The 24,168-nt window shown below is 64.7% G+C and carries 22 protein-coding genes; 11 read left to right on the plus strand and 11 right to left on the minus strand.

Annotation, left to right across the window (positions count from 1 at the left end):
- The 7 genes from ACQP1T_RS05115 (at nt 1) to ACQP1T_RS05145 (ending at nt 7,452) form a co-directional block, all read left to right on the plus strand.
- Nucleotides 1–1,023 carry an MCE family protein gene (locus tag ACQP1T_RS05115; protein ID WP_433758792.1) on the plus strand — a complete coding sequence of 341 codons (1,023 nt, stop codon included), beginning with the start codon at nt 1–3 and terminating at the stop codon, nt 1,021–1,023.
- Entirely contained in the window at nt 1,020–2,024 is a 1,005-nt protein-coding gene (locus ACQP1T_RS05120) for an MCE family protein (protein ID WP_433758793.1), read from the plus strand. Before ACQP1T_RS05115 ends, ACQP1T_RS05120 begins: the two co-directional genes overlap by 4 nt.
- Nucleotides 2,024–3,124, plus strand: a complete 1,101-nt coding sequence (locus ACQP1T_RS05125; RefSeq protein ID WP_433758794.1) for an MCE family protein — start codon at nt 2,024–2,026, stop codon at nt 3,122–3,124. The genes ACQP1T_RS05120 and ACQP1T_RS05125 overlap by 1 nt, the downstream gene beginning before the upstream one ends.
- Complete coding sequence (locus ACQP1T_RS05130; protein WP_433758795.1) at nt 3,121–4,200, plus strand: MCE family protein; 1,080 nt, start codon at nt 3,121–3,123, stop codon at nt 4,198–4,200. The genes ACQP1T_RS05125 and ACQP1T_RS05130 overlap by 4 nt, the downstream gene beginning before the upstream one ends.
- Entirely contained in the window at nt 4,197–5,375 is a 1,179-nt protein-coding gene (locus ACQP1T_RS05135; protein ID WP_433758796.1) for an MCE family protein, read from the plus strand. The genes ACQP1T_RS05130 and ACQP1T_RS05135 overlap by 4 nt, the downstream gene beginning before the upstream one ends.
- A gap of 12 nt (nt 5,376–5,387) precedes the next feature.
- Entirely contained in the window at nt 5,388–6,041 is a 654-nt protein-coding gene (locus ACQP1T_RS05140; protein WP_433758798.1) for a hypothetical protein, read from the plus strand.
- 250 nt (nt 6,042–6,291) lie between these two features.
- Nucleotides 6,292–7,452, plus strand: a complete 1,161-nt coding sequence (locus ACQP1T_RS05145; protein WP_433761982.1) for a lipase family protein — start codon at nt 6,292–6,294, stop codon at nt 7,450–7,452.
- A gap of 13 nt (nt 7,453–7,465) precedes the next feature.
- On the opposite strand, the gene ACQP1T_RS05150 is transcribed toward ACQP1T_RS05145, so the two are convergent.
- Nucleotides 7,466–8,707: a TetR/AcrR family transcriptional regulator gene (locus ACQP1T_RS05150; protein ID WP_433758799.1), complete on the minus strand. Its 1,242-nt coding sequence runs from the start codon at nt 8,705–8,707 to the stop codon at nt 7,466–7,468.
- 180 nt (nt 8,708–8,887) lie between these two features.
- Nucleotides 8,888–10,135: a TetR/AcrR family transcriptional regulator gene (locus ACQP1T_RS05155; protein ID WP_433758800.1), complete on the minus strand. Its 1,248-nt coding sequence runs from the start codon at nt 10,133–10,135 to the stop codon at nt 8,888–8,890.
- Nucleotides 10,136–10,282: 147 nt separating this feature from the next.
- On the opposite strand from ACQP1T_RS05155, the gene ACQP1T_RS05160 reads away from it, so the two are divergent.
- Entirely contained in the window at nt 10,283–10,483 is a 201-nt protein-coding gene (locus tag ACQP1T_RS05160) for a type II toxin-antitoxin system VapB family antitoxin (protein WP_433761983.1), read from the plus strand.
- Nucleotides 10,480–10,920: a PIN domain nuclease gene (locus ACQP1T_RS05165; RefSeq protein ID WP_433758801.1), complete on the plus strand. Its 441-nt coding sequence runs from the start codon at nt 10,480–10,482 to the stop codon at nt 10,918–10,920. The genes ACQP1T_RS05160 and ACQP1T_RS05165 overlap by 4 nt, the downstream gene beginning before the upstream one ends.
- 313 nt (nt 10,921–11,233) lie before the next feature.
- Here ACQP1T_RS05165 and ACQP1T_RS05170 read toward each other — a convergent pair whose 3' ends face one another.
- The 6 genes from ACQP1T_RS05170 to ACQP1T_RS05195 are packed head-to-tail and all read right to left on the minus strand — an operon-like array spanning nt 11,234 to nt 19,285.
- The gene (locus tag ACQP1T_RS05170; RefSeq protein ID WP_433758802.1) at nt 11,234–13,174 is read right to left on the minus strand and encodes an acetoacetate--CoA ligase; all 1,941 of its coding nucleotides are present in this window, start codon (nt 13,172–13,174) and stop codon (nt 11,234–11,236) included.
- Nucleotides 13,175–13,205: 31 nt separating this feature from the next.
- Nucleotides 13,206–14,018 (minus strand): HpcH/HpaI aldolase/citrate lyase family protein, encoded by an 813-nt coding sequence (locus tag ACQP1T_RS05175; protein WP_433758803.1) that lies wholly within the window; start codon nt 14,016–14,018, stop codon nt 13,206–13,208.
- The gene (locus ACQP1T_RS05180; RefSeq protein ID WP_364340814.1) at nt 14,015–14,503 is read right to left on the minus strand and encodes a MaoC family dehydratase; all 489 of its coding nucleotides are present in this window, start codon (nt 14,501–14,503) and stop codon (nt 14,015–14,017) included. The genes ACQP1T_RS05175 and ACQP1T_RS05180 overlap by 4 nt, the downstream gene beginning before the upstream one ends.
- On the minus strand, nt 14,500–15,660 hold the full coding sequence (locus ACQP1T_RS05185; RefSeq protein ID WP_433758804.1) for an acyl-CoA dehydrogenase family protein: 1,161 nt from the start codon (nt 15,658–15,660) through the stop codon (nt 14,500–14,502). The genes ACQP1T_RS05180 and ACQP1T_RS05185 overlap by 4 nt, the downstream gene beginning before the upstream one ends.
- Nucleotides 15,657–17,690, minus strand: coding sequence for an acetyl/propionyl/methylcrotonyl-CoA carboxylase subunit alpha (locus ACQP1T_RS05190; protein ID WP_433758805.1), 2,034 nt, complete (start codon nt 17,688–17,690; stop codon nt 15,657–15,659). Before ACQP1T_RS05190 ends, ACQP1T_RS05185 begins: the two co-directional genes overlap by 4 nt.
- Nucleotides 17,691–17,695: 5 nt before the next feature.
- Nucleotides 17,696–19,285 (minus strand): carboxyl transferase domain-containing protein, encoded by a 1,590-nt coding sequence (locus ACQP1T_RS05195; protein WP_433758806.1) that lies wholly within the window; start codon nt 19,283–19,285, stop codon nt 17,696–17,698.
- A 93-nt stretch (nt 19,286–19,378) separates the two neighbouring features.
- Between ACQP1T_RS05195 and ACQP1T_RS05200 the strand changes: the two genes are divergently transcribed.
- Nucleotides 19,379–19,972, plus strand: a complete 594-nt coding sequence (locus ACQP1T_RS05200; RefSeq protein ID WP_433758807.1) for an SACE_7040 family transcriptional regulator — start codon at nt 19,379–19,381, stop codon at nt 19,970–19,972.
- A 130-nt stretch (nt 19,973–20,102) separates the two neighbouring features.
- Here ACQP1T_RS05200 and ACQP1T_RS05205 read toward each other — a convergent pair whose 3' ends face one another.
- Both ACQP1T_RS05205 and ACQP1T_RS05210 read right to left on the minus strand, forming a co-directional pair.
- Nucleotides 20,103–20,849 (minus strand): 3-hydroxybutyrate dehydrogenase, encoded by a 747-nt coding sequence (locus tag ACQP1T_RS05205; protein ID WP_433758808.1) that lies wholly within the window; start codon nt 20,847–20,849, stop codon nt 20,103–20,105.
- The gene (locus tag ACQP1T_RS05210; protein ID WP_433758809.1) at nt 20,846–22,264 is read right to left on the minus strand and encodes an MFS transporter; all 1,419 of its coding nucleotides are present in this window, start codon (nt 22,262–22,264) and stop codon (nt 20,846–20,848) included. The genes ACQP1T_RS05205 and ACQP1T_RS05210 overlap by 4 nt, the downstream gene beginning before the upstream one ends.
- Before the next feature lie 141 nt (nt 22,265–22,405).
- On the opposite strand from ACQP1T_RS05210, the gene ACQP1T_RS05215 reads away from it, so the two are divergent.
- The gene (locus ACQP1T_RS05215) at nt 22,406–23,329 is read left to right on the plus strand and encodes a LysR family transcriptional regulator (protein WP_433758810.1); all 924 of its coding nucleotides are present in this window, start codon (nt 22,406–22,408) and stop codon (nt 23,327–23,329) included.
- Nucleotides 23,330–23,453: 124 nt separating this feature from the next.
- Here the strand turns inward: ACQP1T_RS05215 and ACQP1T_RS05220 are convergent, their stop codons facing one another.
- Nucleotides 23,454–24,167: an ABC transporter ATP-binding protein gene (locus ACQP1T_RS05220; protein ID WP_433761984.1), complete on the minus strand. Its 714-nt coding sequence runs from the start codon at nt 24,165–24,167 to the stop codon at nt 23,454–23,456.
- Between the last annotated feature and the right edge of the window lies 1 nt (nt 24,168).

Raw genomic sequence — 24,168 nt, forward strand, 5'->3', positions numbered from 1 at the left:
ATGAAGTCAGGGAAAGCACTAGCCGGATTCAGTCTGTTCGCGGTGGTCGCGGTGCTGCTGACGTACACGATCTGGTCGACGCTGCAACGTTCGGTCACCGGCGATACCGATTCGTACTCGGCCACCTTCACCGATGTGCTCGGCCTGCGCGTCGGCGATGACATCCGGATGGCGGGTGTGCGGGTCGGGCGCGTCGACGCCATCGATTTCGACGGCGACTACAAGGCGCGGGTGGACTTCCGCATCCAGCACAATCAGCGCCTCACCACGACGACGAAAGCCCTTGTGCGCTACCAGAATCTGATCGGCCAGCGTTATATCGCGCTGGCTCCGGGCAAGGACGAGGGCACGGTGCTCACTGCCGGATCCGCGATTCCCGTCGAGCGCACCGAACCCTCGTTCGATGTGTCATCGTTGCTGTCGGGTTTCGAACCGCTGTTCAGTGTGCTGCAACCGGATCAGGTCAATTCGCTGTCGGAAACCTTGATCCAGGCCCTACAAGGCAACAATGTCTCGCTCAGCGCGCTGATCACCCAGGCCGCCGAACTCGCGGGCACCTTCGGGCAGCGGGACAAGATTCTCGGCGATGTCATCGGCAATCTCAGCAGTGTGATCGCGGGTCTGGCCCATCGCAGCGGCGAATTGGAAACCCTTATCACGCAGGCGCGTTCGCTGGTGGAATCACTCTACGCGCAGGGTGAATCGTTGAAGTCGTCGGTCGAGACGGTGGCAAAGTCCACCGATTCGCTGGCGGCGCTGATCGGTCAGGTGAAGCCCGATCTGGCTCGGGCACAGAACGATGCCACCAGCGGTGTCGCGCTGCTGATCCTCAATGGCGCGTCCTTGGACCAGGCGGCGGTCGAGTTGCCGACCGTCCTCAATGGACTCGCCCGGTTCACCAGCTACGGAGCGTATGCCAATGCCTACATCTGCTCGCTGGACGTCTCGCTGTGGGGCGTGCTGCTGCCACCCGGCCTGTTCTCCCAGGTCGGCGGCAATTCTCATTCGGAGGTCTGCCGATGACCGCATTACGGGGTCGGGTGCGCAATCGCCTGTTGTGGCTCGGACTGCTCGCGGCGGGTTCGGTCGTCGTGCTATTGGTCGGCTCGAGTGCGTTATCGCAGGCGCATCTGGGGGATAAGACGATTCACGCCGAGTTCGCGCAGGCCGCGGGCCTGCGATCGGGTGCATCGGTGGATGTCTCCGGCATCGAGGTCGGCTCGGTGAGTGCGGTGCGACTCGACGGCGCGAAGGTCGTCGTGGATCTGAAGGTGCGCAAGGATCTTCGCCTCGGACCCGATGCCTCGGCCGCCATCAAGATGACGACCATCCTCGGCAAGCTGCACGTCGAATTGCTGCCCGGAAATGGCAAAGGACTGCCGGACAACCGGATTCCGCTGAAGCAGACCTCGGTGCCCTACAACCTCGGCAAGGTCATCCGGGATCCGACCTACAAATCGTCCTTCGAGCGGATCGAACGCCTGGATCCGACGAAACTGCGGCAGTCACTGGATGTGCTCAGCCAGCAGATGGGTGACTCCCCACAGCTCACCGTCGAGGCGCTGAACAGCATCGGCGCGCTGGCCAAGGTGATCAATGACCGCCGCGACGAGGTGGACACCCTGCTGAAGAGCATGGATCAGGTGGCCCAGCTGGCCTCCGACAATCGCAATAGCGTACTGCTGCTACTGACGCGCGGCGAGGCCATCGGCAATGCCGTCGCGCTGCGGCAGAACCTGCTGAAACAACTGCTCGACAATGTCGCGAGCCTGTCGCGGCTGCTGCAGGAGATGGGACTGGAGAACCAGGATCAACTCGGCCCGCTCATCCACAATCTGAACACCATGTCCGAGGGCCTGGAAAAGAACCGGGACAACCTCGATTCGCTCTACGAAATCATGCCGGTCGCATTGCGGCAGTTCAACAATGCCTTCGGCAATGGCCCCTACGGCGATGTGTGGGCGCCATGGGTTTTTCCGGACAACTGGCTGTGCTTCGCCCAAGCCATACAGGGGTGCAACTGATGAAAATGGGGACCCTACTGAAATCGGCGGTACTCGGCCTGGCCGCGATGGTGGCCACCGGCTGCGCGCTGCTACCCGACAGCCTCACCGCACTGCCCGAGCAGTATCTCGGCGAACACCTGCGGATCAGTGCGGATTTCGAGAATGTCGCCGGTCTCTATGCGGGCAATGACGTCGCGGTGCTCGGTGTTCCGGTAGGCCGGGTCGATAGCGTGACGCCCAAGGGCAGCTACGTCGAAGTCACCATGTCCATCGATAAGGGCGTGCGCATTCCGGCCGACGCGATGGCGGCGCTGGTTTCACCACAGCTGATCACCAACAGACATGTGGAACTCGCCCCCGCCTACGAGGGCAATGGTCCGGTGCTCACCGACGGTCAGCACATTCCGCTCGCCCGGACCCGCACCCCGGTCGAACTCGACCGCATTCTCGAAACCTTCGATCAGCTCGGCGCGGCTTTGAAAGGCGACAGCGAAACCGGACCGATGGCAAGCCGCGTACTGTTCCCGCTGCTGAACGGCAATGGCGATAAGCTGCGCGAAACGCTGGACGATCTGTCGGCGGCATTCGAGGTCACCCTCGCCAATGGCGATCAGATCTCCAATACCATTGTCGAACTCAATGAGATCACCGAAATCATTGCCCAGAACGACCAGACGGTAAGGGATTTCAGCGGTCGGCTCACCGAACTCGTGCAACTGATGGGGGAGCAGGCGCCGGGGCTGCAGGCGGTGATCACCCAGCTCAACGACTTCGTCACCAATACCTCGACCGTGGTCGGCCAGAATCGCGAACAACTGCTCGGTGCGCTCACCCGATTCACGACATTGACCGCACAGATGCGGGCCAATGCCCGCGGGCTCACCGAAATCACCGATGTGGCACCGCTTTTCTTCGAGAACTTCGCCAATGCGGTGAGCCGCGAGAACCAGTCGCTGCGCCTGCACGGTCTGCTGGACAAGGCGGTGCTGGACGGTGAGGCGCTTTCGCTGTTCTGTGAGCGCGTCCAGCTGCGCCTCGACGGCTGCCGCACCGGGAAGATCCAGGACTTCGGACCCGACTTCGGGTTGACCGCCGCACTGCTCGGGATTACCAAATGAGGGCCGCGCGTTCGGTTTTCGTGCTGGCAACGGTTGCGGTTGCCGCGGCGGGATGCGCTGTGACGGTCGATAATGTGCCACTGCCGAAGCCGGGCATCGGTGGGCCCGGTTATGAGCTGCACGCGGTTTTCGAGGACGCACTAAACCTGCCCGCGAACGCACACGTGAAGATCGGCGGCACCGAAATCGGGATGGTCTCGAACATCAGTACCACGAACTTTCTCGCCGATGTGGAAATGCGGATCCGGCAGGATATCGAGCTGCCGCGCGGCACCACCGCCGAACTGCGCCAGGCCACTCCGCTCGGTGACATGTTCGTCGCCATGACTCTGCCCGCCAAGCAGGACAGCGCCGAGATGCTGCGCACCGGCGATACCATCGCGCCCGACCACACCGGCACCGGCGCGTCGGTCGAGCAGTTGATGATGTCGATCTCCATGCTGCTCAACGGCGGTGGGCTCAATCAGGTGGCTCGGATCACCACCGAGATGAATTCGATGTTCGCCGGACGCGCACCGCAGCTCGCACATCTGATCACCGAAATGACCGATGTGCTGGCGGCACTCAACGCACGCACCGCCGATGTCGACAGCGTGCTCTCCGGACTGAATGTGCTCACCGGCGAATTGGCCAGGCGCAAGGCGGAATTGGGTGCGGCCGCCGATACCTTCCCGCCGCTGATCGGGCTGGTCGCGGAAAACAACAGGAGTATCGCCGAACTCGTCGCCAAGGTCTCGGTCACCATGTCCGCGCTCGGCGATTTCACCGACACCACCGGGCCGGAATTCCTGAGTATGTTCGACAGCATCCAGCGGCTGATGTCCGGATTCACCCAGATGGGCGACAATCTGGCGGGCACGCTGGATGGCCTGCACGCCATCTACCCCAATGTCATGGCCAGCTATGACGGACCGGTGCTCGCGGTCGCCGCCACGGTCTCCTATCTCGATATCGGTGCACTCACCGATCCGAAGGGCAGCCGCTGGCCGGAAATCGGCGATGTGCCCGCATTTATCGGCAGTCTGGCCGAGGTGATCCAGAAGGTCATCGGGCGGTTGCAAGGCGGTGGACGATGAATATTCCGCTGTGGCACTGGCTGGTCCGCCATCGGATCGCGGTGGCCAATATCGGGCTGATCGTCGTGCTTGTTCTCGGCATGTCCTATCTCGGTGCGGCCGTATTGCGAATCAATCCGCTGCCAAGTACCTACCGGGTCCGGGTCGAGCTGAAGAGTTCCGGCGGACTTGCGCCGAACAATGACGTGACCTTCCGCGGCAGCCGGGTCGGCAAGGTACTCGACGTTCGGGTATCCGGTGACGGTGTTGCCGCCATCGCCGAAATCGATGACAGCGCAAGGATTCCGGTGGGCGGCACCGTCGCCGTCGGCAGGCTCTCGGCGGCGGGGGAGCAGTACCTGGACTTCCGCCCCGACTCCGATAGCGGGCCGTATCTATCCGATGGCTCGATCGTCGAGCGGTCGGCGACGAGCACACCGGTGACGGTGCAGTCGGTGCTCACGAATATGAGCGGGCTGATCGGCGGAATGAATCCCACGCGCCTGAATGTGATCATCGATGAACTCGACAAGGCGCTGGCCGGTGGTCCGGATCGGCTGCGCAATATGGTCTCCGGAATCAGCCGGGCCATGTCCGGCCTGACCGATCTGCTCCCGCAGACCCAGCGGTTGATCGAGAACTTGCAGGTGATCGCCGAAACCACCACCCACGCCCAACCCGATCTGACCACACTGACCACCGGCTCCAGCGCACTGTTCCAGCAGTTGACCGCGGCCGATCAGGAAGTGCGCACATTCCTCGACCTCGGACCCGACCAATTGGCCACCCTGGGTGGCATAGTGCACGACACGCAGGACCCGATGACCAATCTGATCACCAACTTCGTCGCCATCACCAAGGCGGCCAAGCTGCGCCAACCGGCCATCGAAGCGCTGTTCCCCGCGCTGCGCGCGGGTTCGGAGGCCATCGGAATTCCGGCGCACGACAACGCCTACCACACAATGGTCGATCCGTGGCCGCGACCGACCTGTGACTACGACACGATCCCCGTGGTGCCGACCGACAAAACCGCCGATACCAGGGTGCGGCTCTACAACTACTGCATCACCACCAATCCCGCACTGCAGGTTCGTGGTTCGGCGAATGCGCCACGCCCGAATGTGCCGGACAACGGCTCCGGCCCGCCGCCCGGTGTCACCGGCAATGAACTCTCCCGCCCCGCACCCGGCAGATAGGAACGAGAAGCTATGAGCGACAACGAGAATACGCAGACCGATGCAACCGTCACACTCGGCAAGAATATCGATGCGAACACGTCGTCGGACGAGACCGCCACACCGGACGATGACATGAAAGTCACTGCGGTCGAACGGTTTGCGTTCCTCCGCGCGCCCAGCAAGCGCACCGCGCTCGCCTACCGCGCCGCAGCCGCACTGATGCTCGCCGCCGCCGTCGCTTCCACCGCGTTCTTCTACCTCCAGAACAAGGACAGCAGGGCCATTGTCTCGGCCCACGAGGACGCCCGCCTAGCCGCCTGCCAATACGCACCCGTCCTCGCCGACTACGACGCCAAGAACCTCGACAAATACTTCGCCGCAGTACTCGACGGCGCCACCGGCGACTGGAAAAAGCAATTCGACAGCACCAGCAAGGAATTACGCGACGTCCTCAGCCAGGGCGAAGTGGTCTCCAAGGTCAACGATGTCCAGTGCGCCATCAAATCCGGCGACACCACCTCCGCCGAAGCGATCGTCGTCATCGGCCAAACCATCACCAGCATGGGCACCCAGGGCAAACCCGCCCCCGGCCAACTCTCCATGGTGATGCGCCTGGAAAAGGTCGACGGCCGCTGGCTGGTCAACAAGGTGAATTCACCGCTGGCCACCCCGCCGCGGCCCTAGTCGACCCCCGTCCCGATGAGGTCGACCTGTTTTGTTGCCCCATGCAGAAAGGAGTGCCATTTTCGACGTATTGCGGTCCCTCTGTGGTATTTCGCTGTAAGTTTGCCGACGATCGCGCTCGAATTCAGCCAGGCAAGTCGATGGATGCTCCGCACAACCCGTGGAGGTAGAGATCTTGGCTCGTCTGATTCCGCTTTTTCTCCGCCGCGGCCATCGCGGTTGGTCCCATGCCCTCGGTGCGTTCGGCGGTCTGGCATTCGCCCTGCTGCTGGCGACGCCTGCAATCGCGGAACCGTTGTATCCGTGGCCCGATCCGGACCCGTTCTACGCCGCACCGGCGGATCTGGGCGCGCACAGCCCCGGTGATGTGCTCGACGTGCGGGCATTACCGCCGGTGCCCCTGTTCGCCGGCGCCACCGCCACGCTGGTCAAGTTCCGGTCCACCGACTCCCACGGTGGGCCGATCGCGGCAACCACCACCGTTATTACCCCACTGCTCCATCAGTCCGACGCGCCGTTGCTGTCGTATCAGCATTTCATCAATGCGCTCGGTACGAATTGCGCGGTATCGCACACGCTGTACAGCGGCGATCTGAATCTGGGGACGACGGTGTCGATGTTGAATGCGGTGCTGCAGCGGGGTTGGAGTATCGCGCTGCCGGATCATCTCGGACCGCAGTTCGCCCTCGGAGCAGCGCGTTTGGGCGGTCAGATTGTATTGGACGGCATCCGGGCGGTGAAACGGCTGCCCGAACTCGCCGTACAGCACAGCCAGGTTGCGCTGGCCGGGTACTCCGGTGGCGGATTGGCCACCGCATGGGCGGCAGTGCTGCAGCCGTCGTACGCACCCGAGCTGCAGCTCCAGGGCGCGGCCATGGGCGGCGTCCCGGAGAACCTGGTGACGATGGCGCAGGGGCTTGGCCTCGAGCCGCACCCGGCCTTCGGACTGGCCATGGCAGCGGCGATCGGTCTGGAGCGGGAGTACCCGGACCAGGTGCACACCGGCGCATATCTCAACCCGCGCGGCCTCGCGCTCCGTGACGCCATGGCCAACAGCTGCACCAACGAAATCCTCTTCATGGGCGCCAATGGCAGCGCTCGCGAATTCGTCACCAGCACTTCGTTCATCGATAGTCGTAGCGCGCGGTCGGTGGTGGAGGAGAACAGTCTGGAACTCTATCCCGGGGTACCGGAAATACCGATGTTCGAATGGCATTCGCCGGCCGACCCGCTGATTCCGGTCGACTCCATCGGCAACACGGACCGCCGCTGGTGCAGTACCGGGGTGCGGTTGCAGACTATGCAGGTGTCCGCGCCCGAGCATTTGTCCGCGGCGGTGCAGGGCGCCCCCGAGGTGCTGCGGTGGCTGGAGGGCCGGATGCGTGGCGAGCCCGCGCCTGTGGCCTGCTGAGATCGGACCGCGATCAGCGGCCGAAGAGGATGACTCGCATGAGGTGTGCGATGCGCTGCTGTGAGCAGAGCGGATTATCGGGGCCGAGCCATTGACCGAGGTCGACGACCAAGGCCAGCGCGGCATGTACCAACACCCGTGATTCGGCTACGGTGAGCTCGGGCCGGACCCCGATGAGCAGCTTGGCCCACTCTTCGACATTGAGCCGCTGGATATTTCGCAGTACGGTCCGAGCCTCTGGCGGCACATTGCTGATCTCCGCGTAGTACACGAAGGTCAGCTCGCGCTCGGCGAACGAACCCTGCACGTACAGCTCGATCAGGGTGCTCAGCGCAGCTTCCGGACTATCCGATGCGGCGATGGCGGGCCCGATGGCCGCCGAAACCCGGTCCGCCGCACGGCGAAACGCGGCCGCGAGTAGGTCGCCCTTGCTGCGGTAGAAGCGGTACACCGCCGACGAGGCGGGCAGGCCGGCCGCATTGGCGATATCCTCCACGCTCACATTGGGATACCCGTGCTCGTGGAAGAGTTCGATGGCCCGGACCAGCAACAGTTCGTGCTTGAAGGTGAGCGGAACCTCTTTCGCGCCAAGGGATTCGGTGTCATCGCCCGGTGCGGGCAGATCACTGGCGGTCACCGCATGGCAGGCCGAACGCAGCAGGGCCGTGAGCGCGCGAACGGGAACCGCGACATGGTGATCGGAGATGCTGCCGATCACGCTCATCGCGGCGGCCGACAGCACCGCCCGGTCCCCGTTGGGTAGCTCGGGGCGAGTCTCGGCGAGCAGTTCGCGGGCCACCGAATCGGTGGTGATCAGGTGATCGATCAGGATCTGGCGATCGGCGTCCGCCAGATAGCGGTTCTGCCAGCGCAGCAGTGCGGCGCTGCGGCGATTCGCGATGGAGGCCGCGATCAGGGCGTCGAGGATGTGGTCGAGGCGTTCGGCGGCGGGCCGGTCACGCAGTTGTTCGGGCAGGCGCACCGCCTCGGTGCTCAGTCCGGCCAGCCGCAGCGCCTCCTCGCGGAACAGCGCGTATTTGCTCGGATAGTGCCGATACAGGGCGGTAGAGCTGATGTCGAGGCGGGAGGCGATGTCCTCCATGCTCACGCCGTGATAGCCGAAGGCGCCGAAGGCCTCCGCGGAGGCGGCGGCGATCTGCGCCCGGCGGTTGCGCGGGCGGCGGCGCACCTCACGCGATTGCGCGGTACGGCCTGCGGTCGCGTCCTCCGCCGCGCGACGATCCTCGGCATCCATTCCGCGATGTTAGCCCAACCGGACGCTTGCTCCACGCCTCTTCCCAGGGCTGAAATGGGATTGAATACAAGATCACAAAAATGGAGTTCTACATGGATTGTTATTGTGCAATAGACAAAGAATATTCACTAACATATCTGGCATAGCAACGGGCGGCCTATCGAAGGGGTGGGACGCAGCCTACGAGCGGGCCGGACGGCCGAACAGGACCAGCTGCATGATCAATCGCACCCGGGCCGGGGACGCGATCGGTTCGGCACTGAAGTTGCGCCCCAGATCGACCACCAACGCGAAGGCCGCGTGAATCAGGAACCGGGCCTCGGCGGGCGAGAGTTCCGGACGCACATCGCGCAGCAGTCGGGCCCACTCTTCGACGCTGAGCCGCTGGATATTTCGCAGCACCGTGCGCTCATCGCTCGGAACATGCTGGAACTCTGTGTAATACACGAAGGTCAGTTCGCGTTCGGTGAACGAGCCATCGACGTACTGTTCGATCAGGATGGTCAGCGCCTCTTCGGCGTCGGTCGCCGCCGCCACCGCCGGGCCGATCGCGCCGGAAACCCGGTCCGCGGCCCGACGGAAGGCGGCCGCGAGTAGATCGCTCTTGCCGCGATAGAACCGGTACACCGCCGATGCGGCGGAAAGTCCTGCGGCAGTGGCGATTTCCTCGACGCTGACATTCGGGTAGCCGCGATCGTGGAAGAGTTCGACGGCCTTGCGCAGCAACAGCTCATGTTTGAACGAATCGGGAATCTCCGCTGCCACCGGCAGTTCGGCATCGGGTTCCAGTGCGGGCAACTCGGCGGGCACGATCGACCAGCAGGCCGAACTCAACAGCCGGGCAAGGGATTTCGCGGGCAGACTGGCGTGGTGGTCGGCAATGCTGGTGATCGCACTCAGCAGTGCGGCACGCAGCACCCGCAGCTCGTCTTTGGCGAGTTCGGGTCGCAATGCGGCCAATTGCACACCGATCGCGCCGACGACGGCGAGCTGCTGGTCGGTCAGGGTCGCCAGATCCTCCGGTTCGAGATAGCGGCCCTCCCAGCGCACCAGGGTGACGGTCGGCCGATTCTCGATCGTGACGGCGATCAGGGCGTCGAGTACCTGGCGCAGCCGCCGCTCCGGCGTCAAGTCGAGTGCCGCCTCCGGCGACTCGACCGATTCGGTCATGGCCCGGCCCACCCGCAGCAATTCCTCCCGGAACAGTGCGTACTTGCTCGGATAGTGCCGATACAGCGCCGCCGAGCTGATTCCGAGCCCGGACGCGATGTCCTCCATGCTCACACCGTGATAACCCAGCGCACCGAAGGCGGCCGCCGAGGCCGCCGCGATCTGGGCCCGCCGATTCTTCGGCCTGCGCCGAATCTCCCGCGGTGCCGAGTCGCCGCTGACCGCCTTGCGCGCCGTACGGCGATTGTCGACACTCATGCCGCCATGGTATCGACAACCTCGCCACCCCCAGCTGTCTAGGTCGGTCAGATTTGCCCAGGTGGGTGCGGCTGACATGCGGTCGGACCCGGACGGCTGTATTGCCGCACATATCGCCCGGGATATATCATTGGGTATATGAAGACGATGATCGATGTGAATGACGAAGCTCTAGCCTTGGCGGCCAAGGAGTTGGGGACAACGACCAAGAAAGACACAGTGAACGCAGCATTGGAGTTCGTTGCGGAACGCAGGCGCCGGATCGACCAGGTCCTGAACGATCCGTATGGATTCGGCGTGGGGCCTGATATCGGTGACACCGAGGTAATGGACCAGGCTCGCCGGTGACCGAAGCCACTCCCCTACGGCTGCACCTCATCGATACTTCTGCCAGCGCCCGACTCAGGCACGAGGCAGTGCGCGGCGTGCTCGCCGGGCTCATCGCCGATCGTGCTGCGGCGACCTGTATCACGGTCGACCTGGAAGCAGGCTATTCGGGCCGCAATCTTGCTGACGTGCAGAATATTTCGCAACGCCGTCGCAGTCTTTACATCAATCTCCCCGTCAACGAAACCATTGCCGACCGTGCCCGTGAGGTCCAGCAATTAATGGCGCGCAAAAGCCAGCATCGAGCCGCCGGTATCGTGGATCTTCTGACCGCGGCCGTCGCCGAATTCCATGGTGCGGTGCTGGTGCACTATGACGCTGACTTCGAGCACATTGCCGCCGTTACGCGACAACCGCATGTTTGGGTGGTGCCACAAGGCAGTCTCGACAAATCTTGAGCAGCGATTCGTGGCTATTGGACCCGAGCAGTGGGCCGAAGGCGGAGATGTGCAGCACGTAGCCGATCAACGGCGCTGCTCGTCGATGAGTTCAGTGACAATGCCCGTTCCGTTGACCGGTTCGGGTGCCGGTTGCTTCATCCTCCACGCAGGTTGCACACGTCCTTCGGTGCGCGACCGTCCCACCCTCGTCAGGTGCTCCAGGGGAACGATGCGAGCGCTGGGCCGCCCATGATCGGTACCGCCGTTCACGACTGTCTCCCTTGTGGATATCTTCCCTCACTCGATTATCGTCGCCAAAATCTGGCTCTTACTATTCGGTCCGCGGGCGGACGGCCGCGTACCAGTCGAGTAGGTCCGGGTTGTCCACGGCGCTGCGTTCGACGACGCGGGTCGCGTCGGCGCCTTGGAACAGCTTTTTGATGGGAACCTCGAGTTTCTTGCCGGTGCGGGTGTGCGGAATGCCTGGGGCGACGATGATTTCGTCGGGGACGTGGCGGGGCGAGACTTCGGTGCGGATGGTGGTGTTGATGCGGGTTTTCAGGTCGTCGGTGAGGTCGGTGCCGGGGGTGAGGGTGACGAATAGCGGCATCCAGTAGCCGCCGTCGGGTTGTTCGGCACCGATGACGAGGGCCTCGGTGATTTCGGGAAGGCGTTCGACGGATTGGTAGATATCGGCGCTGCCCATCCGGATGCCGTGGCGGTTGAGGGTGGAGTCGGAGCGGCCGTGCACCACGATGCTGCCCCGTTCGGTGATGGTGATCCAGTCGCCGTGCCGCCAGATGCCGGGGAACATGTCGAAATACGCGTCGTGGTAACGGATTCCGTCCGGATCGTTCCAGAAGCGCACCGGCATGGACGGCATCGGTTTGGTGATGACGAGCTCGCCGACCTCGTCGCGGACCGGCTTGCCGTCGGCGTCGAACGCCTCCAGCGCGACGCCCAGATAAGGTGCGGACAGCTCACCCGGCCAGGTCGGCACGGTCCGCGCGCCGCCGATGAAGGCGGAGACCACGTCGGTGCCGCCGCTGATAGAGGCGACTTGCACATGGTCACCGACATTGTCGCCCAACCACTCCGCCGATGCGGGCGGCAGTGCCGAACCGGTGATGCCTACCTGCCGCAGCGCGGTGAGATCGTGGTCGGCGCGCGGCACCGCACCCGCCTTGATGCAGGCGAGCACATAGCCCGGACTGGTGCCGAGGACGGTCGCGCCGACCTGGGATGCGATGTGCCACAGCGCATCCGGGGTTGGATAGGTGGGGCTGCCGTCATAGCAGACAATGGTCGCACCGACCAGCAGTCCGGCGACCTGGAAGTTCCACATCATCCAGCTCGGGCTGGTGTACCAGAAGAAGGTGTCATCGGGGCCGATATCGGCTTGCAGCGCAACGGCTTTGAGATGCTCGAGCACCACCCCGCCGTGCCCGTGCACGATGCCCTTTGGCAGGCCCGTTGTCCCGGAAGAGAAGACGACCCACAGCGGATGGTCGAAATCGACCGTCTCCGTTTCGATGACAACGGCCTCGGTATTGGTGGCGGCATCGGTCCAGGTGAGCGCGTCCGGCACCGGCAGGCCCAACTGGGAGACCGCGACCGTGGACTGCACCGTGTCGAGTCCGGCCCGCAATGCCGCGATATCGTCGCGCTTGTCATGGGTCTTGCCGCCGAACCGGTAGCCGTCGGCGGTGATCAGCACGGTTGGTTCGAGCTGGCCCAGCCGATCCAGCGCCGCCTTCGGCGAATAGTCCTGACCGCAGGCACTCCACACCGCGCCGATGCTCGCGGTGGCCAGAAAGGCGATCACCGCCTCCAGGATATTCGGCAGGTATCCCGCCACCCGATCACCGGGCCGCACGCCGAGTGAGCGCAGTGTGCGCGCGAATGCCGCTGTGCTGTCGATCAATTCGCTCCAGGACACCTCGCGTACCGCGGCGTCCTCGGTCACCGCGACGATGGCGGGCCGATCGGTGCGGAACTGCCGTACCACCTGATCGACATAGTTCAGTCGGGTGCCCGGAAACCACTGCGCCCCAGGCATTTCAGCATTCGCCAGTACCTCCCCGGCGATCGGGCCGAGCTCGAAGTAATCCCACAGCGCACCCCAGAAGCCGGACAGATCGTCGACCGACCACTGCCACAGCGACCGGTAATCCGGCGCGGACTGTCCGGTGCGGGCAGCCACGAACCCGGCGAAGTCGGTGATGCGCGCCTCCGCGACATCAGATTCGGTCGGCACCCATTGTGGTTGCACCGCATTACCTCCTGGGGAGAGTCTTCGGAAATCAGGTGTGGTTCGCGCGTCGCACGATCTGCTCGGCATGCCGCAGCACCGGGGCATCGACCATGCGACCTTCGAATGCGAAGACGCCACGATGGTTCGGTACTTCGTCGAGCACCCTTCGGGCCCAATCGATTTCGTCGTCGGATGGTGCGTAGGCCGCCCGGATGACCGGCAGCTGGCTCGGATGGATCGCCACCTTGGCGTCGAAGCCGATCGCGACCGCGTCCAGTGCTTCGGTGCGCAGGCCGTCGAGATCGCGGATATTCAGATACACCGAGTCGAGCGCGAACTTGCCGTACGCGTTGGCCGCGAGCAGTGTGGTCGACCGAACATGGCGTGCCACATCGCGATAGCTGCCATCGGCGTGCCGACTGGAGTTGCCGCCGAGTCCGGCGACCAGGTCCTCCGCACCCCACATGACCCCAATCGCATTGCGCGCCGACACCGCTTGCCCGACCGCCATGGCGCCGAGCGGCGATTCGATCAGCGCGATCACCTCGTAGTCGGCGAGCGCGCCGAGCTGTTCGGCGGATTCGGCCTTCGGCAACATGAGCCGACGATATTCGGTCCGCGCCAACGCCGCGAGATCCAGCTCGTGCTCATCGGTGCCGACGGCATTGATCCGAACCACCGTTGTCCGGGGATCCAGCGGGGTCTCGACGAGCGCCTTGCGCGCGGCCGATTTGTCACCGGCCGCGACCCCGTCCTCGAGATCGAGAATCACCACATCGGCCGCCGCGGCGGCCTTTTCGAAGCGTTCGGGGCGGTCGGCGGGGCAGAAGAGCCAGGCCGGTCCTGGCATGTGCCACGTCATGCGGGCTCCTTGCGTACCAGTGTCTTTCGTACCGCTGTCGCCACGATATCGCCATGCTGGTTGCGAGCGGTGTGCGCGAAGGTGAGGATGCCCTCGCCCGGACGACTCTTGGATTCGCGCTTATCGGTGACCACCGTCTCGGCATACATGGTGTCGCCGTGGAACAGCGGCTTCGGGAAGGCGACCTCGGAGAAGCCCAGGTTGGCCACGATCGTGCCCTGGGTCAGCTGCGCGACCGAGAGGCCGATCAGGGTGGAGAGGGTGAACATCGAATTCACCAGCCGCTGATGGAACGGCGGCAGCTGATCGCTGAAGGCCGCGTCCAGGTGTAGCGCCTGGGTGTTCATGGTCAGCGTGGTGAACAGGACATTGTCGGCCTCGGTAATGGTGCGGCCCGGTCGGTGCTCGTACACCACACCGATCTCGAACTCCTCGAACCACAGGCCGCGCTGCACCACCCGGCGTGGGGCGTCGGTCTCCGTCACAAGCCCAGCTCCCGTCCGATCAGCATCAACTGCACCTCCGTTGTGCCCTCGCCGATCTCCAGGATCTTGCTGTCGCGATAGTGCCTGGCCACGGCGTATTCGTTCATGAAGCCGTAGCCGCCGAAAATCTGGGTGGCGTCGCGGGCGTTGTCCATGGCCGCCTCGCTGGCCACCAGCTTCGCGATGGAGGCTTCCTTCTTGAAGGGTTTGCCCGCCAGCATGAGTGCGGCGGCGTCGTAGTAGGCGGTGCGGGCGGCGTGGGCGCGCGCTTCCATGCGCGCGATTTTGAAGGCGATGGCCTGGTTGCGCCCGATGGCCTGGCCGAATGCCTCGCGCTCCTTGGCATAGCGCACGCTCTCGTCGACGCAGCCCTGGGCCGCGCCGACCGACAGCGCCGCGATGGCGATTCGGCCCTCGTCGAGAATGCGCAGGAAATTGGCGTAGCCGCGACCGCGCTCGCCGAGCAGGTTCTCCTCCGGCACCCGGACGTCGGTGAAACTCAGCGGATGGGTATCCGAGGCGTTCCAGCCGACCTTGTTGTAGGCGGGTTCGGCCACGAAGCCGGGGGTGTCGGTGGGCACGAGGATGGTCGAGATCTCCTTCTTGCCGCCCGACTGTCCGGTCACCGCGGTCACCGTGACCAGTTTGGTGATATCGGTGCCGGAGTTGGTGATGAACTGCTTGCTGCCATTGATGACCCATTCGCCGCTGTCGGCGACCGCGGTGGTCCTGGTGCCGCCCGCATCGCTACCCGCGCCCGGTTCGGTCAGGCCGAAGGCGGCGAGATTGCGGCCACTCGTCAACTGCGGCAGCCATTCCTGCTTCTGCTTATCGTTGCCGAAGCGATAGATGGGCATCGCCCCCAGCGAGACTCCGGCCTCGAGTGTGATCGCCACACTCTGATCGACCTTGCCGAGTTCCTCCAGCGCCAGGCACAGCGCGAAGTAATCGCCGCCCATGCCGCCGTACTCCTCGGGGAACGGCAGGCCGAACAGGCCCATATCGGCCATACCCGCGACGACCTCGTACGGAAACGTATGGTTCGCATCATGTTCGGCGGCTACCGGAGCGACCACCGACTTGGCGAAATCGCGCACGGTCAGTGCGAGGTCGCGATAGTCCTCGGGCAGTGAGCCGGTGGACAAAAAGTCGGTCATGCGGAAGTTCCTTCTAGCTCGGCGGTTTCGGATTCGGTGCTGGCGGCGGCGATGCGCACCAGCGGCTGGTCGAGGCGGACCTGGGCGCCCGGTTCGACCAGCACTTCGACGGTGCCCGCGACCGGTGCGGTGAGCGTGTGCTCCATCTTCATGGCCTCGACCACGACGACCGGGGCTCCCACCGCGACGGTGGCACCGTTCGCGACCGGTACCGCGATCACCGAACCCGGCATGGGACTGCGGATTTCGGCGTCGCCGACGTGTTCGGCATCGCCACGGACATTCACCTCGGCCACTTCGCGCAGCACCGCGACGCCGGATGGTCCGGCCACCCAGAGTTGTCCGTCGTGCTCGGCGACGCGGTACTCCCGTCGCAGTCCGTCCAGTGTCAGAACCAGCAGTCCGTCGGTGAAATCAGCAGTGAGCGAGACGGATTCGCTGCTGTTGAGGTGTGCCTCGGCGGCGTCGGGCGAGCCGGTCAGGTGGACGTGCTCGGTGCGGTCACCGCTGGCGAGCCTGATGGTGGTCGGCGCGGGTGTGCCGATGCGCCACCCGGACGGGATATCCCACGGGTCGCTCGCCGCCGCAGGCCAGCGCCGCAGCCAGTGATAGGCGGCGGCGGCGATGTATTCCGCATCCCCGACGGCGGCCGGGCGGAAGTCGCCGACGCGGCGATCCAGCAGACCGGTATCGAGCTTGCCCGCGGCCACATCCTGGTCGGCCAGCAGGAAGCGCAGGAACTCGATATTGCTGGTGACGCCGAGTAGGACGGTATCGCTCAGTGCCCGATCGAGTTTCGCGAGCGCGGTATGGCGATCGGCGGCGTGCACGATGACCTTCGAGAGCATCGGGTCGTAATCGCTGCCGACGACGGTGCCGATGCGCAGGCCCGAATCCACCCGCACGCCAGCGCCTTCGGGCTCGGAGAGATCCAGCACCGTGCCGCCGGTGGGCAGAAAGCCGCGACCGGGGTCCTCGGCATAAACGCGGGCCTCGATCGCGTGTCCGACGAGCCGCAGCTCGTCCTGGTCCACCGCGAGCTTCTGTCCGGCCGCGATGCGCACCTGGCACTCCACCAGGTCGATCCCGGTGACCAGTTCGGTGACCGGATGCTCCACTTGCAGCCGGGTATTCATCTCCATGAAGAAGAACTCGTCGGGCCGATCGGCGGACACGATGAATTCGACCGTGCCCGCACCGACATAGTCGACGCTGCGCGCGGTATTGCACGCGGCGGCACCGATGCGCGCCCTGGTCGCGGCGTCCAGCAGCGGTGAGGGCGCCTCTTCGATGACCTTCTGATGCCGCCGCTGCAGGCTGCATTCGCGCTCACCGAGGTGGATCACGTGGCCGAATCGGTCGGCCAGGATCTGCACTTCGATATGACGTGGCCGGGTGACGAAACGCTCCAGGAACAGGGTGTCGTCACCGAATGCCGCGGCCGCCTCTCGCCGGGCACTGGCCAGCGCGGCGGGCAATGCCGACGGCTCCTCGACCAGTCGCATACCCTTACCGCCGCCGCCCGCCGACGGCTTGACCAGTACCGGATAGCCGATCTCGGTTGCGGCATCGATCAATTCGGCATCGGTGAGGCCCGGACGGGCGATACCAGGGACGACGGGCACATCGAAGGCGGCGACGGTGTTCTTCGCCGCGATCTTGTCGCCCATGATCTCGATCGCCTCGGCGGGCGGCCCCAGGAACACAATGCCCGCCTCGGCCAGCGCGGACGCGAAAGCGGCATTCTCGGAAAGGAATCCGTAGCCCGGATGCACGGCCTTGGCGCCGCTGCGCACCGCCGCGTCCACGACTTTCTTGATATCGAGATAGCTTTCCCGGGCCGGAGCCGGGCCGAGGCGTACCGCGGTATCGGCCTCGCGCACATGCCTTGCCTGCGCGTCCGCGTCGCTGTAGACGGCGACGGAGCGAATCCCCATGGTGCGCAAGGTGCGGATGACCCGCACCGCGATCTCGCCGCGATTGGCCACGAGCACGGTGTCGAAATCGATGGGATGGGATTTGTTCATCATCGCGATCACATCCGGAAGACGCCGTAGGAAACGGGTTCGAGCGGCGCCTGCGCGCACACCGAAAGGGCAAGTCCGAGCACGGTTCTGGTGTCGGCGGGGTCGATGACGCCGTCGTCCCAGAGTCGCGCGGTCGAGTAGTACGGATTGCCCTGATGTTCGTACTGTTCCCGAATCGGCGCCTTGAATGCCTCCTCGTCCGCCGCCGACCACGGCTGTCCGCTGCTGTCGAGTTGATCCCCGCGCACCGTCGACAGCACCGAGGCGGCCTGCTCACCACCCATGACCGAAATGCGCGCATTGGGCCACATCCACAGGAAACGCGGCGAATACGCCCGTCCGCACATCGAATAATTGCCCGCGCCATACGATCCGCCGATCACCACGGTGAGTTTCGGCACGCGGGCGCACGCCACCGCGGTGACCATCTTGGCACCGTGCTTGGCGATTCCGCCCGCCTCGTAATCGCGCCCGACCATGAAGCCGGTGATGTTCTGCAGGAACAGCAGCGGAATCTTGCGCTTATCGCACAGTTCGATGAAATGCGCGCCCTTCATGGCGGATTCGCTGAACAGCACACCGTTATTGGCGATGATGCCGACCGGATGACCGTGGATGCGGGCGAATCCGGTGACGAGCGTCTTGCCGTATTCGGACTTGAACTCGTGGAATCCTTCGCCACCGTCGACCAGCCGGTGGATGACCTCGCGCACGTCATACGGCGTGCGCAGATCGACCGGAACCACGTCGTACAGTTCGGATTCCGGCTTGGCGGTCGCGACGGTCGGCGTCACCGCCCACGGACTGGCCGGGCGCGGGCCGAGCGTCGCCACGATGCGGCGCACGATGCGCAGCGCGTCCTGGTCGTCCTCGGCCAGATGATCGGTGACTCCCGAAGTGCGCGAATGCAATTCGCCGCCGCCGAGCTCCTCGGCGGTGACCACCTCGCCGGTCGCGGCCTTCACCAGCGGTGGTCCGCCGAGGAAGATCGTGCCCTGATTGCGCACGATCACCGCCTCGTCGCTCATCGCCGGTACGTAAGCCCCACCGGCGGTGCACGAACCGAGTACCGCCGCGATCTGCGGAATTCCCTTAGCGCTCATGGTCGCCTGGTTGTAGAAGATGCGCCCGAAATGCTCACGGTCCGGGAAGACCTCGTCCTGGCGCGGCAGGAACGCACCGCCGGAATCGACGAGATATACGCAGGGCAACTGATTCTGCACTGCGACCTCTTGGGCGCGCAGATGCTTCTTCACCGTCATCGGGTAGTAGGTGCCACCCTTGACCGTGGCGTCATTGGCCACGATGACGCACTCACGCCCGGAGATCCGGCCGATGCCCGTGATGATTCCGGCACCTGGACATTCGTCGTCGTACATGCCGGTCGCGGCCAGCGGCGAGAGCTCGAGAAATGGGCTGCCCGGGTCGAGCAGCTGATCCACCCGCTGCCGGGGGAGCAGCTTGCCGCGCGCCACATGCCGCTCGCGCGCCTTCGCTGGCCCGCCGAGCGCTGCGGCGGCCAGCCGGGCGCGCAGATCCGCCAGTAGCGCCCCATGTGCCGCGCGGTTGTCGACCCCGACCTGTTCGGTCACCGTCATCACGCCGTCCCGCCATCCAGTTAGTCGCCGATAACTGGAATTCAGGTTAATATTGATTAACCGAGATGTCCAGGTGTGCTGAAAGGAGCGCGTGTGACCAGCACCGACCCCGTCGCGCTCACCCGCAGGGAACAACTGAAGCTGCAGCGAAGGGCGCAACTGCTGGACGCGGGTGCCAGGCTCATCGCCGATCGTGGGTTCCTCGGCATGCGACTGGAAGACCTCGGCGCGGCCGTCGGGATCAGCGGGCCCGCGGTCTACCGGCACTTCCCGAATAAGGACGCGCTGCTGGTCGAACTGCTGGTCGGGGTCAGTCAGCGGCTGCTCGACGGTGGTAAGGCGGTGGTATCGCGGACCGGGTCGGCGCGGGAGGCGCTGGACGGGCTGGTCGATTTCCATCTGGACTTCGCGCTCGGCGAGCCCGAACTCATCCGGATCCAGGACCGCGACCTCGAGAATGTGCCAACCGGACCACGGCGCGAGCTGCGGCGCACCCAGCGCCAGTACGTCGAGATCTGGGTGGCGGTGCTGCGGGATTTGCATCCGGAGTTGCCGGAGGAGACCGCGCGGGTGCAGGCCCACGCGGGCTTCGGCCTGATGAACTCCACGCCGCACAGCGCCACCAATGCCACCGCCACCCGAGCCCGGCCGGTGCTGCGTCGCATGGCGCTGTCTGCGCTGGGTTGATCGATCGCCGCTTTTCAAGCCTCTGCCAGCCCCGACGGAGCGAGTCTTACGAGCGACCCGTTCGCGGCCCGCGAGGCACCAGGGGGCCGCGAACGGGTCGCGCCGCAGGCGCGGCAAATCCAACACAGCATCACCGGGCGGTCCACCCGCCGTCCATGGTGTAGGACGCGCCGGTGACCATGCCCGCATCGGATGAGGCGAGCCAACTCACCAGTGACGCCACCTCTTCCGGCTCCACGAGGCGCTTGATCGCGCTCTCGGTGAGCAGCACCCGCTCCAGCACCTCTTGCTCGTCGATACCGTGCGCCTTGGCCTGATCGGCAATCTGCTTGTCCACCAATGGCGTTCGGACATATCCGGGATTGACGCAATTGCTGGTGACGCCGTGGCGGCCGCCCTCGAGCGCGGTTACCTTGGACAGGCCCTCCAGTGCGTGCTTGGCCGTCACGTACGCGACCTTGTATTCGGACGCGCGCAACCCGTGCACCGAGGAGAGATTGATGATCCGGCCGAAGCCGCGCCGATACATCTGCGGCAGTGCCGCGCGGATGAGCAGGAACGGCGCTTCGACCATGAGGGTCATCAGGTTCCGGAATCGCTCCGGTGGGAAATCCTCGATCGGGTTGATGCTCTGCACACCGGCGTTGTTCACCAGGATATCGACGTCCAAGGTGAGCTTTTCCAGTGCCGCGACATCGAGAAGATCTACGGCCCAGGCTTTTCCGTCGATCTCACTCGCGAGAGCCTTCGCGCCTACGTCATCGATATCGGCGATGGTGACGGTGGCGCCGCGCGCCGCGAGTTCTCTGGCGCAGGCGGCGCCGATGCCGCTGGCACCGCCGGTGATCAGGGCCGAACGTCCGGTCAGTTCACTCATGTGAGCTCCGCTCGTAGGGTCTCGGCCTGCGCGACAGGCGCTGCCGGGGATTGTGCGGCAAGGGTTTCCGCGTCGGCGGTGTCGATGCTCTCCAGTGTTATGCCCTTCGTTTCCCGGGCGAACAGCACCGCGATCGCGGTAATCGCCGCGGCCGCGGCCAAATAGATAGCGATCGGTACCGCCGACTCGTAGGTATTGAGCAAGCGCACCGCGATGATCGGGGCGAGCGATCCGGCCACGATCGAGGTGACCTGATAACCGAGGGAGACACCGGAATACCGCATCCGGGTGGGGAACATCTCGGCCATGATCGCGGGCTGGCCCGCATACATGAAGGCATGGAATACCAGGCCGATAATGATCGCGGACATGATGATCGCGTTGTGGCCGCTGTCCATCATCGGGAAGGCGAAGAAGCCCCAGGTGCCCGCGGTGAGCGCGCCGACCAGATACACCGGCCGCCTGCCGAAGCGATCGGAGAGATTGCCCGCCAACGGAATCATGAAGAAATGCACGGCATGTGCGGCTAGCAGCCACCACAGGATGACCTTGGTGTCGACGTGCACATGCACCTTGAGATAGGTGATGGTGAAGGTGACCACCAGGTAGTAGAGGATGTTCTCGCCGAATCGCAGTCCCATGGCAGTGAATACGCCGCGCGGGTAGCGCCGCAGCACCTCGACGACACTGAGCGAATCGGCCTTGATCTGTTCGATTTCCTGCTGTGCCGCAACGAAAATGGGGGCGTCGGTGACCTTGGTGCGAATGTAGTAGCCGACCAGGACGACCACCGCGGACAGCCAGAACGCCACGCGCCAACCCCAACTCAGGAAGGCGGCGTCGGACAGTGTGGAAGTCAATGCCAGCAGCGCGACCGTCGCCAACATATTGCCAACCGGCACCCCGGCCTGCGGCCAGCTCGCCCAGAATCCGCGGCTCTTGTTCGGACTGTGTTCGGCCACGAGTAGTACCGCGCCACCCCATTCGCCACCGACCGCGAATCCCTGGATGAACCGCAGGACGACGAGCAAAGTCGGTGCCCAGTAACCGATTTGGGCGAAGGTCGGCAGACAGCCCATGAGGAAGGTCGCGGCACCGACCAGCACCAGGCTGAACTGCAGCAGCTTCTTACGGCCGTATTTGTCACCGAAATGTCCGAAGACGACGCCGCCCAACGGACGTGCGGCGAAACCGACGGCGTAGGTGATGAAAGCGGCGAGGATCGCGTCGAGATCACTAGTGCCCTTGGCGAAGAACACCTTGCTGAAAACGAGCGTCGCGGCCGTGCCGTAGAGGAAGAACTCGTACCACTCGACCACGGTGCCCGCCATGGACGCGGCCACCACCCGCCTCAGCCCGGCGGGTATCCCGCCGGGATCGTTCCCCGTCGGCCGCATTGCATCGCGCACGCTCATCGAACATCTCCTTCATGACCGGGGCCACATCCGACAAGAAGATGTGACGGCCCCCACATTTCATGGTCAGGACGAGTATTCGTGCAGATATCTTCGGCCGCAATGACCAGTTGTGCAGTGCGCATCTGCAAGAATGCAGATATGAGTCCGGCCGCCTCGGGTCCCAGCCGCCCCAGCGCGGATGATCTGCTGGTTCTGCTCGCCGTCGGGCGGTCCGGACGCTTCGTGTCGGCCGCCGAGGAACTCGGGATCAACCACACCACCATCTCGCGCCGCATTGCCGCACTGGAGCAGACGCTGGGTGGGCGGGTGCTCACCCGAGCGAGCGGCGGCTGGGAGCTGACCGATCTCGGCCGGGAGGCATTGGCGGCGGCCGAGGCGGTGGAATCGGCGGTCAAGTCACTGGCTACCGATGCCGACGGCACTCGGGTGCTCGAGGGTGTGGTTCGGATTTCGGCGACCGACGGATTCAGTGCCTATATGGCGGCACCGGCCGCCGCGGAGGTACAGCGGCGGCATCCGAAGATCTCCGTCGAGATCGTCGCGGCGACCCGGCGGGCCTCCCAGCAGCGGTCAGGTCTGGATATCGAGGTCGTGGTGGGCGAACCGCAAGTGCACCGCGCCAGGGCCCTTCGATTGGCCGACTACTGCCTCGGGCTCTACGGTTCGCGTGATTATCTCCGCGAACACGGAACACCCACGGCCATAGGGGATCTCGCGCGGCACTCGCTGGTCTATTTCATCGATTCCATGCTGCAAGTCGACGATTTGGACCTGGCATCCAGCTTCGCACCGGCCATGCGTGAATCCGTCACTTCCACCAATGTTTTCGTGCACGTCGAGGCGACCCGTGCCGCCGCGGGCCTCGGTTTACTGCCGTGTTTCATGGCCGATCGGCACGATGACTTGATCCGAGTGCTCCGCAAGGAAGTCTCCGTCCGACTCACCTATTGGCTCGTCACGCGCACCGAAACACTGCGCAGGCCCGAGGTAGCGGCGGTGGTCGACGCGATTCAGGTTCGGGTCCGGGAACAGCGGAATGTTCTACTCGGCCTCTCGGCGTAATCGATCAGCGCGCGCCTCGTTCGGCACCCTGATCGGCGCGGGCATCGACTTCCTCGCCGTAAGTGGACAGCCATTGATCGCCGCAGGGATCGCCCACTTCATCGGCCAGCCCCAGCGGCGGGTTTCAGCTGATTTGGGTGAGGGTGCCGTCGGTCATGTGGTGGATGGTGTTCATCTGGTGTAGGTGGGTTCGGTCGTGGGTTACCAGGAGGGTGGCGGCGTTGTGGGTGTGGACTACGGTGAGGATCAATTCGATTATGGCGGTGCCGCGTTCGGTGTCCAGGGCGCTGGTTGGTTCGTCGATCACCAGGAGGGATGGGGCGTTCATCAGGGCGCGGGCAATGTTGACGCGTTGGCGTTGGCCGCCGGAGAGTTGGGCGGGGCGTTTGGCGTGTTGGTCGGCCAGGCCGACCGAGTCGAGTAATTCCATTGCCTTGGTGCGGGTTTCGCGGCGTCGGGTGGGCGAGGTGAACCGGTGCTGGCCTAGGTGGGACATGGCCTCGAGTTGTTCGACGGCGGTCAGGGCGGGGATGAGGTTGGGTTGTTGGAAGACGATGCCGATGGACGATCGGCGCAGGGCGGCGGCTTCACGACGGGTGAGCTTTGCGAGATCGACTGTGCCGTCGGGTGTTTCGAGGGTTATGCGGCCGGAGTCGGGGCGGATCAAGGTGGAGATTACGGCGAGGAGGCTGGATTTTCCGGAGCCGGAGGGGCCGGTGATCGCGGCGATGGTGCCGCCGGTGACACGCAGGTTCACGTTGTCCAGTGCGGTGAGGCGGCCTGCGCCGTCCGGGTAGGTGAGCGTTGTTTCGCTGACGGTGAGAGCGGTTTGCGTCATG

The organism is Nocardia sp. CA-135398 (genome assembly GCF_050955845.1).
Lineage (GTDB): Bacteria > Actinomycetota > Actinomycetes > Mycobacteriales > Mycobacteriaceae > Nocardia.